We start from the raw sequence: 15633 nt of genomic DNA, 5'->3' as shown, positions 1-15633 counted from the left end.
CACACCGATCCGTATCCGACAGTTCTACTTCCGAGGTGACGTAGGCGTGGCTCTTCCGCCCCTTACCCCTGAACAGCGCGCTGCCGCGCTCGAGAAGGCCGCCGCGGCTCGCCGGGAGCGCGCCGAGGTCAAGAATCGGCTCAAGCACTCCGGCGCCTCGCTGCACGAGGTCATCAAGCAGGGCCAGGAGAACGACGTCATCGGCAAGATGAAGGTCTCCGCCCTCCTGGAGTCCCTGCCCGGCGTGGGCAAGGTCCGCGCCAAGCAGATCATGGAGCGGCTCGGCATCTCCGAGAGCCGCCGGGTCCGTGGGCTCGGCTCCAACCAGATCGCCTCCCTGGAGCGCGAGTTCGGCAGTCCCGCTGCCTGACGTTCCCAGCACCCTCCGGGAACCGGGATAATCGCTCCATGAGTGAACGTCCGCGGCTGACCGTGCTCTCCGGCCCCTCGGGGGTCGGCAAGAGCACGGTCGTCGCTCATATGCGCACAGTCCACCCCGAGGTCTGGCTCTCGGTCTCGGCCACCACCCGCAGGCCGCGGCCCGGGGAGGAGCACGGGGTGCACTACTTCTTCGTCGACAGTGACGAGTTCGACAAGCTCGTCGCCAACGGCGAACTGCTGGAGTGGGCCGAATTCGCCGGCAACCGGTACGGCACCCCGCGCCAGGCCGTCCTGGAGCGGCTGGACGCCGGCGAGCCGGTCCTGCTGGAGATCGACCTGCAGGGCGCGCGCCAGGTCCGGGAGTCGATGCCCGACGCCCAGCTGATCTTCCTCGCACCGCCGAGCTGGGACGAGCTGGTCCGCCGGCTCACCGGTCGCGGCACCGAACCGCCGGAGGTCATCGAGCGCCGTCTCGAGGCCGCCCGGGTCGAGCTGGCGGCCGAGACGGAGTTCGACATCACCCTGGTCAACACGTCCGTCGAGGACGTGGCGCGCGAGCTGCTAGCCTTGATGACCGTGGACTGATCTTTTGTGGTCTTTTCCGGATGCGACCCGGGAGCCGAGCAACGCGGCTCGCGGACCGGCCCGGAGCACAGCAGGTCGTCGACGTTGATCCAGGTTCATCCAGTCCATCCCATCGGAAGGTAGAGCGTGTCCTCTTCCATCACCGCGCCCGAGGGCATCATCAACCCGCCGATCGACGAGCTGCTCGAGGCCACTGACTCGAAGTACAGCCTCGTGATCTACGCGGCCAAGCGCGCCCGTCAGATCAACGCGTACTACTCGCAGCTGGGCGAAGGCCTGCTCGAGTACGTCGGCCCCCTCGTGGACACCCACGTGCACGAGAAGCCGCTCTCGATCGCGCTGCGCGAGATCAACGCGGGTCTGCTGACCTCCGAGGCCATCGAGGGCCCGGCTCAGTAGCACGACCCAGGCACGCATCAGGGGGCCCGGCGGCCGAGCCGCCGGGCCCGTGGTGTGTCATGGGCAGGTACGCACACGGTCCACACAGCGCGGGAGAGACGATGGGCAAGCCACAGGTCGTCCTGGGTGTGAGCGGCGGGATCGCCGCCTACAAGGCGTGCGAGCTGCTGCGCCGGTTCACCGAGTCCGGCCACGAGGTACGGGTCGTGCCCACCGCCTCGGCGCTGCACTTCGTCGGCGAGGCCACCTGGTCCGCGCTGTCCGGCAACCCCGTCTCGACGGAGGTCTGGGAGTCCGTCCACGAGGTGCCGCACGTGCGCATCGGGCAGGGCGCCGACCTGGTCGTGGTCGCCCCCGCCACCGCCGACGTGCTGGCCAAGGCGGCCCACGGGCTGGCCGACGACCTGCTGACGAACACACTGCTGACCGCGCGCTGCCCGGTGGTGTTCGTGCCCGCCATGCACACCGAGATGTGGGAGCACGCGGCCACCCAGGAGAACGTGGCCACGCTCCGCCGCCGCGGCGCGATCGTGATCGAGCCCGCGGTCGGCCGGCTCACCGGCGTCGACACCGGCAAGGGCCGGTTCCCCGACCCGGCCGAGATCTTCGAGGCGTGCCGCCGGGTGCTGCTGCGCGGCCCCCGTGCCGCGGAGGCCGACCTGGCAGGACGCCACGTCGTGGTCAGCGCCGGTGGCACCCGTGAGCCGCTGGACCCCGTCCGCTACCTGGGCAACCGTTCCTCGGGCAAGCAGGGCTACGCCCTGGCCCGCACGGCCGTCGCACGGGGGGCCCGGGTCACCCTGATCGCCGCGAACACCGCGCTCGCCGACCCGGCCGGCGTTGACGTGGTCCGGGTGGGCACCGCCGTGCAGCTGCGCGAGGCGGTTCTGAAGGCCGCCGCCGACGCCGACGCGGTGGTGATGGCCGCAGCCGTCGCCGACTTCCGCCCGGCCCACTACGCCGAGGGCAAGATCAAGAAGAAGGACGGCGAGGACCCCGCGCCTGTCGAACTGGTGCGCAACCCCGACATCCTCGCCGAGCTCTCCGCCGAACGGCCCAGCGCCGCACAGGTCGTCGTGGGCTTCGCCGCCGAGACCGACGACGTGCTGGCCAACGGCCGCGCCAAGCTCGCCCGCAAGGGGTGCGACCTGCTGGTCGTCAACGAGGTCGGCGACCACAAGGCGTTCGGGACCGAGGAGAACGAGGCCGTGATCATCGGCGCCGACGGCACTGAGACCCCGGTGCCGCACGGCCCCAAGGAGGCTCTTGCCGAGCAGGTCTGGGACCTGGTCGTCCGGCGTCTTGCCTGACCGGTGCCCCGGTCGGGGCACGACACCGCGTGTCGCGCGAGCGCGCTACTGGCGTTCGCGCCCGGGGTGATGGACAGTGTTGCAGGTCACGGCGTTCCCAACGTTCGAGATGCCGTGTCCATCTTCGCGTCACCAACGATAAACTGACCCCTGGCCTGCCGGGCGCAGCCCCGCGCGAGCCACCAATGATCAGCCAGCAGCCGCTGCAACCCCAGGGAGCGATGTGTCCCGCCGCCTGTTCACTTCGGAGTCCGTGACCGAGGGTCACCCCGACAAGATCGCTGACCAGATCAGCGACACGATCCTCGACGCACTGCTCAAGGAGGACCCCACCTCCCGCGTCGCCGTCGAGACGTTGATCACCACCGGCCTGGTGCACGTCGCCGGAGAGGTCACCACCAAGGGTTACGCCGACATCGCGACCCTGGTGCGCAACAAGATCCTCGACATCGGCTACGACTCCTCGAAGAAGGGCTTCGACGGCGCCTCCTGCGGCGTCTCGGTGTCCATCGGCGCGCAGTCCCCGGACATCGCGCAGGGCGTCGACACGGCGTACGAGAACCGGGTCGAGGGCGATGAGGACGAGCTGGACAAGCAGGGCGCCGGCGACCAGGGCCTGATGTTCGGTTACGCGTGCGACGAGACCCCCGAGCTGATGCCGCTCCCGATCACGCTGGCGCACCGGCTCTCCCGGCGGCTGACCGAGGTCCGCAAGAACGGGACCATCCCGTACCTGCGTCCCGACGGCAAGACGCAGGTCACCATCGAGTACAACGGCGACAAGGCCGTGCGCCTGGACACCGTCGTCGTCTCCTCGCAGCACGCCAGCGACATCGACCTGGACTCGCTGCTCGCGCCCGACATCCGCGAGTTCGTCGTGGAGCCGGAGCTCAGGGCGCTCCTGGACGACGGCATCAAGATCGACACCGAGGGCTACCGCCTGCTGGTCAACCCGACCGGACGCTTCGAGATCGGCGGCCCGATGGGCGACGCCGGCCTCACCGGTCGCAAGATCATCATCGACACCTACGGCGGCATGGCCCGCCACGGCGGCGGCGCCTTCTCCGGCAAGGACCCGTCCAAGGTCGACCGCAGCGCCGCCTACGCGATGCGCTGGGTCGCCAAGAACGTCGTCGCCGCCGGCCTTGCAGCGCGCTGCGAGGTCCAGGTCGCGTACGCGATCGGCAAGGCCGAGCCGGTCGGCCTCTTCGTCGAGACCTTCGGCACCCACACCGTGGAGCCCGAGCGGATCGAGCAGGCCATCAGCCAGGTCTTCGACCTGCGCCCGGCCGCGATCATCCGCGACCTCGACCTGCTCCGCCCGATCTACGCCCAGACCGCGGCGTACGGGCACTTCGGCCGCGCCCTCCCCGACTTCACCTGGGAGCGCACCGACCGCGTCGAGGCGCTGCGCGAGACGGTCGGTCTGTAGCACCGCGTCGCACAGGGCATCGGGGACGGCCCCGGACCGCACGGTCCGGAGCCGTCCCCTTCTCGTCCCCGTTTCTCGTCCCCGTCGCTGCCCCTCCCGCTCCCTCCCGCTGGTGAGCGCCGCCGGGCGGCAGGGGCGCACGCTGTCCGAGCGGTCTGGTAACACTGAGGCTGTGAGCAGCGAGGACCACCACGAGACACCCCCGGCGGACGGGCCGCAGGGGGGAGAGCAGCTCGCGCTCATCCGGGAGACGGTGCGCAAGGCCAAGGAGCCCCGCGCCAAGCCGCGCACCTGGCGGGGGGCCGCGCTGGCCGACGGCCTGCCGGTCGCCCGGGTCCTGGTCGACAAGGGGCTGCTCCACCTCGACCAGTACTTCGACTACGCCGTGCCCGCCGCGATGGACGCCGAGGCGCGGCCGGGCGTCCGGGTGCGCGTCCGCTTCGGTGCGCGCGTGGTGAAGGGCCGCCGTGAGGGCGGGGAGCTGCATGACGGCTTCATCGTCGACCGGCTGGCCGAGAGCGACTACCGGGGGCCGCTCGCGCCGCTCGCCCAGGTGCTGTCGCCGGAGGAGGTGCTGACCCCCGAGCTGCTGCGGCTGTGCCGGGCGGTCGCCGACCGCTATGCCGGAGCGCTCGCCGACGTCGTCCAGCTCGCGGTGCCGCCGCGGCGGGCGAAGGCCGAGGCCGAACCGGCCCGAGAGCCGCTGCCGGCCCCCGCCCCGGTGGACCCCGGAACGTGGCGGCGGTACGCCACCGGCCCCGCCTTCCTGCAGGCCCTCGCCCGCGGCGACACCCCGCGGGCGGTGTGGACGGCCCTGCCGGGACCGACCTGGCCCGAGGAGGTCGCCCGCGCCATGGCGGCGACGCTGGCCTCCGGGCGCGGAGCGCTCACGGTCGTCCCCGACGGCCGCGCGGCCGCCCGGATCGACACCGCGCTGACCGCGCTGCTCGGGGACGGGCGCCATGTGCTGCTCACCGCGGACGCCGGGCCCGAGGAGCGCTACCGCCGCTGGCTCGCGGTGAGCCGTGGAAGCGTACGCGCCGTCGTGGGCACCCGGGCCGCCATGTTCGCCCCGGTGGCGGACCTCGGCCTGACCGTGCTGTGGGACGACGGCGACTCCAGCCACGCCGAACCGCACGCGCCGCAGCCGCACGCCCGTGACGTCCTGCTGCTGCGAGCCACCGAGGAAGCGGCCGGATTCCTGCTGGGCGGCCTCACCTGCACCGTCGAGGGTGCCCAACTGGTCGACAGCCAGTGGGCGTTGCCCATCACGGCGCCCCGCGAGCGGGTCCGGGCCGCCGCACCGCTGGTGCGCACCGTCGGCGAGGGCGACGAGGCGCGGGACGCCGCGGCGCGCGCTGCCCGCCTGCCGAGCGTGGCATGGCAGGTCACCCGCGACGCCCTCCAGCGGGGGCCGGTGCTCGTCCAGGTGCCGCGGCGCGGCTATGTGCCCCGGCTGGCCTGCGAGCGCTGCCGGGAACCCGCGCGGTGCGCGCAGTGCGCCGGACCGCTCCAGCTCGGCGACGGCGACAGCGCACCGCACTGCGGCTGGTGCGGACGGCCCGAGGCGGCCTGGCACTGCAAGGAGTGCGGCGGCTTCCGGCTGCGCGCCCAGGTGGTCGGTGTCCGCCGCACCGCCGATGAACTCGGCCGCGCCTTCGCCAAGGTGCCCGTCCGCACCTCGGGCCGCGACGGGGTGCTGGCCTCGGTGCCGGAGACGCCCGCACTGGTGATCTCCACGCCCGGAGCCGAGCCGGTCGCCGACGGGGGTTACGCGGCCGCGCTGCTCCTGGACGGCTGGGCCCTGCTCAACCGTCCGGACCTGCGCGCGGGGGAGGAGACCCTGCGCCGCTGGGCCCACGCCGCGGCGCTGGTGCGCCCGGCCGGCGAGGGCGGCACCGTCGTGGTCATGGCGGAGCCCACGCTCCGCCCGGTGCAGGCCCTGGTGCGCTGGGACCCGGTCGGCCACGCGGTGCGGGAGCTGGCGGAACGCGCCGAGCTCGGCTTCCCGCCGGTCTCCCGGATGGCCTCGGTGAGCGGGCGTCCCGCTGCCGTGGCCGACCTGCTGGAGACCGTCCGCCTCCCGGAGGGCACCGACATCCTGGGGCCCGTGCCGTTGCCCGTCGTCGACCCCGCGCGCCCGCGCCGCAGCGGGGACACCCCGCCCGGCGAGCGGTGGGACCGCGTGCTGCTGCGTGTACGTCCGGGGAACGGGGCGGCGCTCGCCGCCGCCCTCAAGGCCGCGCAGACCGCCCGCATCGCCCGCAAGGAGGCCGACCCGGTGCGGGTGCGCATCGACCCGCCCGACATCGGGTGAGGCCTGCGCCCTGAGGCCCGCGCGCTCGGACTGAGCCCGCGCAGTGAGTCCGCAGACGCGTCCGCCCCGGCGTCCGGCCGGTGAGGCGCGGTGGGCGGCGGGGCGGGAGGGCGTCTGAGGGAGGGGGAGGGTCAGCCGGTACGGGGGGCGGGGACCGCGCCGGGAAGCCCCTCGTCGCGGGTCATGGGGGTGGGCATGGTCCGGGCCGCGGGAACGGTGGGCGCGGGGACCGCCGCGACGGCCGGTGCGGGGGAGGCGGGCTCGCCGTGTGCCTCCACGGAGGTGGCGGTGGTCGCACGACGGGTGCCGTAGCGACGGTGGACGGCCTGCTTGGTGACGCCCAGCGCGGAGCCGACGGCGTCCCACGAGAAGCCCAGGGAGCGGTCGAACTCCACGGCCGCGGTCACCAGGGTCTCGACGCTGTCCCGCAGTTCCTGGGCGAGTCGTACGGTGGGGGCGGGCGCCCGGCCGTAGACGACGAATCCGGCGGACGGGCCGCTGCGCCGGGGGCGGTAGACATTGCCCAGCTGGGTGGTGAGGGTGCGCAGCGCGTCGACCTGTCGGCGGACCCGCTCGATGTCCCGCACCAGCAGGTGAAGGCTCGCCCTGGCCTGGGCGTCGTGAGTTGCGTGTTCGGGCATCAACTGGCCTCTCGAGCCGGCTCGTGTCGGTCAATCTCCTTTGACATCAACGCGCCAGCCGCCCGGGGAGTCACGCAGCGGGGGCGCATCGCGCTCGCCAGGGGGCGCGTGAAGCTGTGCGCGCCCCCACTCCGGCGGCCCATAGACTGGTGCAGTTGTCCACCCGTCGTCCACCACGGAGTCCGCCGCGTGTCCATCCAGCCGATCCGCCTCTTCGGCGACCCTGTGCTGCGCATGAAGGCGCAGCCGGTGACCGTCTTCGACAAAGAACTGCGCACCCTCGTCAAGGACCTCGAGGAGACCATGCGCGACGCCCCGGGCGCGGGCCTGGCGGCCCCTCAGATCGGCGTGTCGCTGCGGGTGTTCACCTATCACGTCGACGGCGAGGTGGGCCACCTGGTCAACCCCGACCTGAGCCTGACCGACGAGGAACAGGACGGTCCCGAGGGCTGCCTCTCGCTGCCCGGCCTGCGCTTCGACACCAAGCGCGCCCACGGTGTCGTCGCCAGGGGCTTCAACATGCACGGTGACCCGGTGACCATCGAGGGCACCCAGCTGCTCGCGCGCTGCATCCAGCACGAGACCGACCACCTCGACGGGATCATCTTCATCGACCGGCTCGACCCGGAGCAGCGCAAGGCCGCCATGAAGGCGATACGGGAGGCGGAGTGGGCCGGGCAGCCCGAGCCCCAGGTCCGCGTCTCGCCGCACAGCACCTTCGGCCGCGCTCTGTAGAGCCGCGTTCTGTAGAAAGGCACCGCACCCGTATGAGGCTCGTCTTCGCCGGCACCCCCGAGGTCGCCGTTCCCGCCCTCGACGCCCTGATCGCCTCCGGCCGGCACGAGGTCGTCGCCGTCGTCACGCGGCCCGACGCCGTCGCGGGCCGCGGGCGCAAGCTCGTCGCCAGCCCGGTGGCCCAGCGGGCCGAGGAGGCCGGGATCGAGGTGCTCAAGCCCACGCGGCCCCGTGACGAGGACTTCCTGGCCCGGCTGCGCGAGATCGCGCCCGACTGCTGCCCGGTCGTCGCCTACGGAGCCCTGCTGCCGCGCGTCGCCCTCGACGTGCCCGCCCACGGGTGGGTCAACCTGCACTTCTCCCTGCTGCCCGCCTGGCGCGGCGCGGCGCCCGTCCAGCACGCGGTGATGGCCGGCGACGAGGTCACCGGCGCCTCCACCTTCCTCATCGAGGAGGGCCTGGACTCCGGGCCGGTCTACGGCGTCGTCACCGAGGACGTGCGGCCCCGGGACACCAGTGGCGACCTGCTCACCCGGCTCGCCCACAGCGGGGCGAGGCTGCTGGCGGCCACCATGGACGGCATCGAGGACGGCTCGCTGGTCGCCCGCCCGCAGCCCGCGGAGGGGATCACGACGGCGTCCAAGATCACCGTCGAGGACGCCCGGATCGACTGGAAGGCCCCCGCGCTGCGCGTGGACCGCCTGGTCCGCGGCTGCACCCCCGCCCCGGGCGCCTGGACCCTCTTCGGCGGCGAACGGCTGAAGATCGGCCCGGTGACCCTCCTGCCCGAGCACGACGGTCTCGCGCCCGGCGAGCTGGAGGTCACCAAGCGGGCCGTGCTCGTCGGCACCGGCAGCCATGCCGTGGAGCTCGGCGAGGTGCGCCCGCAGGGCAAGAAGCCGATGGCCGCCGCCGACTGGGCGCGCGGCGTCCGCGTCCCCTCCGGGGAGCGGCTGGGCGCGTGAGCGCGCGTCCCACGTACGCTCGGAACCGGGGCACGACGCCCCGCCGTACCACCGACCCTTCCGGAGCACCTTTCACGTGAGCGAACCGTCACGCCGCCGATCCCAGCCCGCCGCCCGCCGGGGCCGCTCGCAGGGGGAGCCGCCGCAAGGCGGCCGGCCCTACCGCAAGCCGCAGCGCGACCCCGTGCGCATCCTGGCCTTCGAGGCACTGCGGGCCGTCGACGAGCGGGACGCGTACGCCAACCTCGTCCTGCCCTCGCTGCTGCGCGAGGCCGAGGCCGAGGCGGTGCGCAAGGGCAGGGAGTTCGACCGGCGGGACGCCGCGCTGGCCACCGAACTGGTCTACGGAACGCTCCGCCGCCGGGGCACCTACGACGCCGTGATCGCGGCCTGCGTGGACCGCCCGCTGCGCGAGGTGGACCCGCCGGTGCTGGACGTGCTCTCCCTCGGCGCCCACCAGCTGCTGGGCACGCGCATCCCGACGCACGCCGCCGTCTCCGCGACCGTCGAGCTGGCCCGGGTCGTGCTGGGCGACGGGCGGGCGAAGTTCGTCAACGCCGTCCTGCGCCGCATCGCCGCGCAGGACCTGGACGCGTGGCTGGACGAGGTCGCCCCGCCCTACGACGAGGACCCCGAGGACCACCTCGCCGTCGTCCACTCCCACCCGCGGTGGATCGTCTCCGCCCTCTGGGACGCCCTCGGCGGCGGCCGCGCCGGCATGGAGGAACTGCTCGCGGCCGACAACGAGCGCCCCGAGGTCACGCTGGTCGCCCGGCCGGGCCGCGTCACGCCGCAGGAATTGGCCGACGCGCTGCCGCCGGACGCCACCGAGCCCGGCCGCTGGTCGCCGTACGCGGTCCGTCTCGCCGAGGGCGGCGACCCGGCGGCCGTCGAGGCGGTGCGCGAGGGCCGGGCCGGCGTGCAGGACGAGGGCAGTCAACTCGTCGCCGCGGCCCTGGCCGCGGCACCGCTCGGCGACGGCCCGGACCGGGTGTGGCTGGACGGCTGCGCGGGCCCCGGCGGCAAGGCGGCGCTGCTGGCCGCGCTCGCGGCGCAGCGCGGGGCGGCCCTGGTGGCCTCGGAGAAGCAGCCGCACCGTGCCCGCCTCGTCGCTCGCACGCTGGCCGGCAACCCGGGTCCCTATGAGGTCATCGTCGCCGACGGCACGCGTCCCGCGTGGCGGCCGGGCTCCTTCGACCGTGTGCTGGTCGACGTGCCCTGCACGGGCCTGGGGGCGCTGCGCCGCAGGCCCGAGGCCCGCTGGCGGCGCCGTGCCGAGGACCTGGCGGGCTTCGCGCCGCTGCAGCGCGGGCTGCTGGAGTCGGCGCTGCGCGCGGTGCGCGTCGGCGGTGTGGTCGGCTACGCCACCTGCTCGCCGCACCCGGCGGAGACCCGGGCCGTCGTCGAGGACGTGCTGGGCGCCTCCGGCGCCGCTGCCGTCGAGTGGGTCGACGCCCGGCCGCTGATGCCCGGTGTGGCGGACCTCGGGGACGGTCCCGACGTCCAGCTGTGGCCGCACCTGCACGGCACGGACGCGATGTACCTCGCGCTGCTGCGACGCACCGGCTGAGCGGGGGGAACGTGCCTGCGGCGTGCCCCGCTCCTAGACTGGGCCCGGCTGAAATGTCCTTGATGAGAGGATTGGGCACCATGTCCAAGCGAGGAAACAAGAGGCGCGCCCGGAAGAAGAAGGGCGCCAACCACGGCAAGCGTCCCAACGCGTGAGGCCCGGGCGCATCGCCGCCCGGCCGACCGGGGACGTCCTGTCCCGTCCGTGACCGCCCGCATCCCTGCGCGGGCGGTCACCGCCGTTCCGGGCCCGGCGCGGCCCACCCCTGGCCCGAACCGCCCGTCGCGCCGGTCGTGTTGACACCCGGCGGGCGGCGGCTCGCGCGTGGGCGCAGCGTGCCGGACGGGCCCCGGGTTTTCCACAGGCGCCGTGCCCGGATGCGCGGCCGGGGGGTCCGCACCGCCATACTGGGGGCATGGCCGTGCAGATCAACCCCAGCATCCTCTCCGCCGACTTCGCCCGGCTCGCCGACGAAGCCCGTGCGGTCGAGGGAGCCGACTGGCTCCATGTCGACGTGATGGACAACCACTTCGTCCCCAACCTCACGCTCGGTGTGCCGGTCGTCGAGTCGCTGCGCAAGGCGACCGAGACCCCGCTCGACTGCCACCTGATGATCGAGGACCCGGACCGCTGGGCGCCGGCCTACGTCGAGGCGGGCGCCGGCTCCGTCACCTTCCACGTCGAGGCCGCCGCCGCCCCCGTGCGCCTCGCCCGTGAGATCCGCGCCATGGGCGCCCGGGCCTCGATGGCGCTCAAGCCGGCCACCCCGATCGAGCCCTACGAGGACCTGCTGCCTGAGCTCGACATGCTGCTGATCATGACGGTGGAGCCGGGCTTCGGCGGCCAGGCCTTCCTCGACATCATGCTGCCCAAGATCCGCCGGGCCCGGCAGCTGATCGACCGGCACGGCCTGGAGCTGTGGCTCCAGGTGGACGGCGGCGTCTCCGCGTCCACGATCGAGCGCTGCGCCGAGGCCGGCGCCGACGTCTTCGTCGCCGGTTCCGCGGTCTACGGCGCGGAGGATCCCGCCGAGGCCGTGCGCGCGCTGCGCAAGCAGGCCGCGGCCGCCTGCGCCCACTGACCACTCCTTGGCGGCGTGCTCCGGTACCCGGCAGTACGTGCGAGGATGAGCGCGGAGCCGATCAGATGGGCAACTGGGGAGAGAACGTGACCACAGGCCGCACAGGGGTGCGCATGGGCCCCGGCGAGATGGTCCAGGCCGCGGCGATGGCACGCCGCTTCTACTTGGAGGGGAAGTCCAAGATCCAGATCGCCGAGGAGTTCGGTGTGAGCCGCTTCAAGGTGGCCCGGGTCCTGGAGACGGCCCTCGAACGCGATCTGGTGCGCATCGAGATCAGGGTCCCCGCCGAGCTCGACGCCGAACGCTCCGACGCCCTGCGCGCCCGGTACGGCCTGCGGCACGCGGTCGTCGTCGAATCCCCCGCCGACGAGACGGACGGCCCCGACCCGGAGAACCTGGGCGCGGTCGCCGCGCAGCTGCTCGGTGAACTGGTCAGTGAGGGCGACGTGCTGGGCCTCGCCTGGGGCCGCTCCATCATCACCATGGCCAACGCCCTCGACCGGCTCCCGCCCTGCACGGTCGTCCAGTTGACCGGCGTGTACGACGCGGGCACCGCCGACCGCGGGTCGGTCGAGGCGGTGCGTACCGCCGCGGCCGTCTCCGGGGGCGAGGCCCACCCCATGTACGCCCCCATGGTGCTGGCCGATCCGGCCACGGCCGCCGCGCTGCGCGCCCAGAGCGGTATCGCGGCCGCCATGAGCTACTTCGACAAGGTCACCGTCGCCGTCGTCTCCATCGGCTCGTGGGCGGCCGGCATCTCCACGGTGCACGACGCGCTCACCGACGACGAGCGCGAGCACTACGCGTCCCTGGGCGTGGCCGCCGAGATGTCCTCGCACCTGTTCGACACCGAGGGCCGCCTCGTCGGGCGGGACCTGGGGGAGCGCTGCATCACCATCGAGGCGGACCGGCTGCGCCGCATCCCGGAGGTGCTGGCGATCGCCGGCGGCCGGCGCAAGGCGATCGCGGTGGACGCGGTCCTCCGCTCCGGTCTGGTCACCAGCATCGTGACCGACACCTCGGCGGCGGACTTCCTGCTGGAGTCGACCGTGCCCATGCCCCGTCCGGCGCTGGACCGCGCCGACCCCGGCGGGCTGTAGGCGATCGGCGGTTCACGCCCCCGGCGTGCCCTCGGGCGCGTCGGCCAGGCGGTCGAGCCACTCGGTCAGCAGCGCGCGTTCACCCGCCGTCAGCGCGGGGCTGCCCGGATCGCGCAGCGCCTCGCGCAGCGCGCCGGCCCGGCCGGCCACGGTCGCGGGCCCCGCGGCCGGGTTTCCCTCGTCCCCGTCGGTCGTGATCGCCCTCATCACGCTGTCGCGGGCGAGTGCGGACAGCCCCTGGTCGCGCTCCTCCGGGGGGTCGGCCAGGAGCGTGAACACGACCCCGACCCCGTTGGCGTGCATGAGGCGGGTCGCCCGTTCCACACTCATGCGCAGCCGCCCGGCGGACGCGACCCGGGCGACCAGGTCGCGCAGCAGCTCCACGGAGCGGGCGGCGGAGCCCTTCGCGGCGCGGGCGTCCCCGTAGATCAGCCGGTAGTAGGCGGGCATGGACAGTCCGAACTCCACGTGCAGGTCCCAGGAGCGCCGCAGGTCGGCGACGGGGTCGTCGGTCCTGGCGAGCGCCTGCTTCTCCGCCAGGTAGCCGTGGAAGCCGTACTCGGCGACGGCGTCGAGCAGGCCCTCCTTGTCGCCGAACACCCGGTAGAGGGTGGGTGCCTGGACCCCGGCCGCCGCGCTCACGGCGCGGGTCGACACCGCGTCGCGGCCCCCCTGGGACAGCAGGTCAGCGGCGGCCCGCAGGAGCCGTTCGCGCGTTCCCGGCGCCGACGCCTGTGCTGTCGCCTCTCCCATGGTTTCAATGATATCGAACCTACCGTAGCGTGATTGGGTGATAATGTTACCTTTCATGTGATAGCAGCGGAAACACCAGGAAAGGCGGCATCCGTCATGCGATCGACACCGAGACCTACGACGTCGTCGTGGTGGGCGGCGGTACCGCCGGCAGCGTGATCGCCGGGCGCATGTCCGAGGACGACCGGGTCCGCGTGCTGCTGCCGGAGGCGGGAGGCCACCGCCCCACCGCGGCCATGACCTCGCCGCCGGCCTGGCCGTCCCTGGTGCGGGGCCCGGCGAACTGGGGCGATTCCACCGTCCCCGGGCGGCCACCGGCACGTCCGCCCTCCTGCCCCGCGGCCGCTTCCTGGGCGGCGGCTCCGCGATCAACGCATGGTCTTCGCGCGCGGGCACCGGTCAAGCTACGGCGCCTGGCCGGTCCTGGGAGCCGAGGGCTGGGGCTTCGACGACCTGCTGCCGAACTTCATGCGCAGCGAGAACACCGCCGGGCGCTACCCCGCGCTGCGCGGCGTCGGCGGCCCGCTCACCGTCGGGCCGCGCCCTGTTCCTCGTCGCCCGGTTGGGCCGGCGCTGGGGGACCCGGCTGACGCCGGAGGGCAAGCTCGTGTGGGCGGAGCAGGAGCTCCCGCCCTCCCGGATCCGGGGACGGCACGGCGGTACGCACTGAGCCCATGCAGGGGCGCGAACGGCGGAGGATCCCCGCCGGTGCCGCGGCGGGCACGGTGGTCCCACGGTGCCCGCTGTCCCCACGGTTTTGGAGGAAAGCCCAAAAGAACGTCCTGAGCACCGGACTTTCGTCCGTGGCCGTTGCCGCCCCAGCCGTGCAAAAATCAAGTACGTGCGTTTCCTCAATGATGCAAAGCCTCCGTACGATCTGACGTACGACGACGTGTTCATGGTCCCCAGCCGTTCCGCGGTGGGTTCGCGCCAGGGCGTCGACCTCTCCGCTCCCGACGGCACCGGCACCACCATCCCCCTGGTGGTCGCCAACATGACCGCGATCGCCGGCCGGCGCATGGCCGAGACGGTCGCCCGCCGGGGAGGCCTGGTCGTCATCCCGCAGGACATCCCGATCGACGTGGTCACCGAGGTGATCGGCTGGGTCAAGCAGCGCCATCTCGTGCTCGACACGCCCATCTCCCTGGGAGGGCACGCCACCGTCGCCGACGCGCTGGCCCTGCTGCCCAAGCGCGCGCACGGCGCCGCCGTCGTCGTGGAGGACGGCCGCCCGGTCGGTGTCGTCACCGAGCACGACCTGACCGGCGTGGACCGCTTCACCCAGGTGTCCGTGGTCATGTCCAAGGACCTTCTGCTGCTGCCCGCGGACATCGACCCGCGCGAGGCCTTCAACCGCCTGGAGGAGGCCAACCGCAAGCTGGCCCCCGCCGTCGGCGCGGACGGCCGGCTGGCGGGCGTCATCACCCGCAAGGGCGCCCTGCGCGCCACCCTCTACACGCCCGCCACCGACGCGCGGGGCAGGCTGCGCATCGCCGCGGCCGTCGGCATCAACGGCGACGTGGCGGGCAAGGCCAAGCTGCTGCTCGACGCGGGCGTCGACACCCTCGTCGTGGACACCGCGCACGGCCACCAGGAGACGATGCTCCAGGCCGTCAGGGCCGTCCGGGCGCTGGACCCGCAGGTGCCGGTCGTGGCCGGCAACGTGGTCTCCGCCGAGGGCGTTCGCGACCTGATCGAGGCGGGCGCCGACATCGTCAAGGTCGGTGTGGGCCCCGGCGCGATGTGCACCACGCGCATGATGACCGGCGTGGGCCGCCCGCAGTTCTCCGCGGTGATGGAGTGCGCCGCCGAGGCCGCGAAGCACGGCAAGCACGTCTGGGCCGACGGCGGGGTGCGCCACCCGCGCGACGTGGCGATGGCGCTGGCCGCCGGCGCGTCCAACGTCATGGTCGGCTCCTGGTTCGCGGGCACCTACGAGTCGCCCGGCGACCTCCAGCAGACCGCCGACGGGCGGGTCTACAAGGAGAGCTTCGGCATGGCCTCGGCCCGCGCCGTGGCCAACCGCACCAGCGAGGACTCCGCCTACGACCGGGCCCGCAAGGCGCTGTTCGAGGAGGGCATCTCCACCTCGCGGATGTTCCTCGACCCGGCCCGCCCCGGCGTCGAGGACCTGATCGACTCGATCATCGCGGGCATCCGCAGCTCCTGCACGTACGCGGGCGCCGCCAGCCTCGCCGAGTTCGCCGAGAAGGCCGTCGTCGGCATCCAGAGCGCGGCCGGCTACGCCGAGGGCAAGCCCCTGCACGCCAGCTGGCAGTGACCGACCCCCCTGCCACCGCTCCCCGTTCGCCCCGGCGTGCGGGGGAGGGGTCGGAGGCAGAGGCGCCCGGACACGCCGGGCGC

16 protein-coding genes are annotated in these 15633 nt (G+C 73.7%); 13 read left to right on the top strand and 3 right to left on the bottom strand.

Annotated elements, in window-relative coordinates; translation table 11 throughout:
• Positions 1-46: 46 nt before the first annotated feature.
• The 6 genes from ACIP98_RS30960 (at position 47) to ACIP98_RS30935 (ending at position 6424) form a co-directional block, all read left to right on the top strand.
• A complete protein-coding gene (locus ACIP98_RS30960) occupies positions 47-370 on the top strand; it encodes an integration host factor (RefSeq protein ID WP_018564176.1) in 324 nt (107 codons plus the stop codon).
• Positions 371-408: 38 nt separating this feature from the next.
• Positions 409-966 carry a guanylate kinase gene (gmk, locus tag ACIP98_RS30955; protein WP_319664324.1) on the top strand — a complete coding sequence of 186 codons (558 nt, stop codon included), beginning with the start codon at positions 409-411 and terminating at the stop codon, positions 964-966.
• Positions 967-1092: 126 nt separating this feature from the next.
• Positions 1093-1365 carry a DNA-directed RNA polymerase subunit omega gene (gene rpoZ / locus ACIP98_RS30950; protein ID WP_005319902.1) on the top strand — a complete coding sequence of 91 codons (273 nt, stop codon included), beginning with the start codon at positions 1093-1095 and terminating at the stop codon, positions 1363-1365.
• 101 nt (positions 1366-1466) lie between these two features.
• A complete protein-coding gene (gene coaBC / locus ACIP98_RS30945) occupies positions 1467-2675 on the top strand; it encodes a bifunctional phosphopantothenoylcysteine decarboxylase/phosphopantothenate--cysteine ligase CoaBC (protein ID WP_401979051.1) in 1209 nt (402 codons plus the stop codon).
• Between the two features lie 223 nt (positions 2676-2898).
• On the top strand, positions 2899-4107 hold the full coding sequence (gene metK / locus ACIP98_RS30940) for a methionine adenosyltransferase (protein WP_319664311.1): 1209 nt from the start codon (positions 2899-2901) through the stop codon (positions 4105-4107).
• Positions 4108-4279: 172 nt separating this feature from the next.
• Positions 4280-6424, top strand: coding sequence for a primosomal protein N' (locus ACIP98_RS30935; protein ID WP_401979049.1), 2145 nt, complete (start codon positions 4280-4282; stop codon positions 6422-6424).
• A gap of 131 nt (positions 6425-6555) precedes the next feature.
• Here the strand turns inward: ACIP98_RS30935 and ACIP98_RS30930 are convergent, their stop codons facing one another.
• Positions 6556-7065 carry a hypothetical protein gene (locus ACIP98_RS30930; protein ID WP_319664309.1) on the bottom strand — a complete coding sequence of 170 codons (510 nt, stop codon included), beginning with the start codon at positions 7063-7065 and terminating at the stop codon, positions 6556-6558.
• Between the two features lie 189 nt (positions 7066-7254).
• On the opposite strand from ACIP98_RS30930, the gene def reads away from it, so the two are divergent.
• From def to ACIP98_RS30900, 6 genes are all read left to right on the top strand, one after another.
• Positions 7255-7800 carry a peptide deformylase gene (gene def, locus ACIP98_RS30925; RefSeq protein WP_319664308.1) on the top strand — a complete coding sequence of 182 codons (546 nt, stop codon included), beginning with the start codon at positions 7255-7257 and terminating at the stop codon, positions 7798-7800.
• Between the two features lie 32 nt (positions 7801-7832).
• Positions 7833-8765 (top strand): methionyl-tRNA formyltransferase, encoded by a 933-nt coding sequence (gene fmt, locus ACIP98_RS30920; protein WP_401979048.1) that lies wholly within the window; start codon positions 7833-7835, stop codon positions 8763-8765.
• A 184-nt stretch (positions 8766-8949) separates the two neighbouring features.
• Positions 8950-10335: an RsmB/NOP family class I SAM-dependent RNA methyltransferase gene (locus ACIP98_RS30915; RefSeq protein ID WP_401979081.1), complete on the top strand. Its 1386-nt coding sequence runs from the start codon at positions 8950-8952 to the stop codon at positions 10333-10335.
• Between the two features lie 80 nt (positions 10336-10415).
• Complete coding sequence (locus ACIP98_RS30910; protein ID WP_373297613.1) at positions 10416-10490, top strand: 50S ribosomal protein bL37; 75 nt, start codon at positions 10416-10418, stop codon at positions 10488-10490.
• A 260-nt stretch (positions 10491-10750) separates the two neighbouring features.
• A complete protein-coding gene (gene rpe, locus ACIP98_RS30905) occupies positions 10751-11416 on the top strand; it encodes a ribulose-phosphate 3-epimerase (protein ID WP_319664306.1) in 666 nt (221 codons plus the stop codon).
• A 65-nt stretch (positions 11417-11481) separates the two neighbouring features.
• Positions 11482-12516 carry a sugar-binding transcriptional regulator gene (locus tag ACIP98_RS30900; RefSeq protein ID WP_401979047.1) on the top strand — a complete coding sequence of 345 codons (1035 nt, stop codon included), beginning with the start codon at positions 11482-11484 and terminating at the stop codon, positions 12514-12516.
• Positions 12517-12528: 12 nt separating this feature from the next.
• On the opposite strand, the gene ACIP98_RS30895 is transcribed toward ACIP98_RS30900, so the two are convergent.
• Positions 12529-13269, bottom strand: coding sequence for a TetR/AcrR family transcriptional regulator (locus ACIP98_RS30895; RefSeq protein ID WP_401979045.1), 741 nt, complete (start codon positions 13267-13269; stop codon positions 12529-12531).
• Between the two features lie 115 nt (positions 13270-13384).
• Positions 13385-13567 (bottom strand): hypothetical protein, encoded by a 183-nt coding sequence (locus ACIP98_RS30890; protein ID WP_401979043.1) that lies wholly within the window; start codon positions 13565-13567, stop codon positions 13385-13387.
• 534 nt (positions 13568-14101) lie between these two features.
• On the opposite strand from ACIP98_RS30890, the gene ACIP98_RS30885 reads away from it, so the two are divergent.
• The gene (locus ACIP98_RS30885) at positions 14102-15550 is read left to right on the top strand and encodes a GuaB1 family IMP dehydrogenase-related protein (RefSeq protein WP_401979079.1); all 1449 of its coding nucleotides are present in this window, start codon (positions 14102-14104) and stop codon (positions 15548-15550) included.
• Positions 15551-15633 lie beyond the last annotated feature (83 nt).

Origin of the sequence: Streptomyces sp. NPDC088354 (assembly GCF_044753585.1) — a bacterium.
Classification (GTDB): Bacteria; Actinomycetota; Actinomycetes; order Streptomycetales; family Streptomycetaceae; genus Actinacidiphila.
Note: the sequence above shows the minus strand (reverse complement) of the source record. Positions and strands in the feature narration are given on the sequence as shown.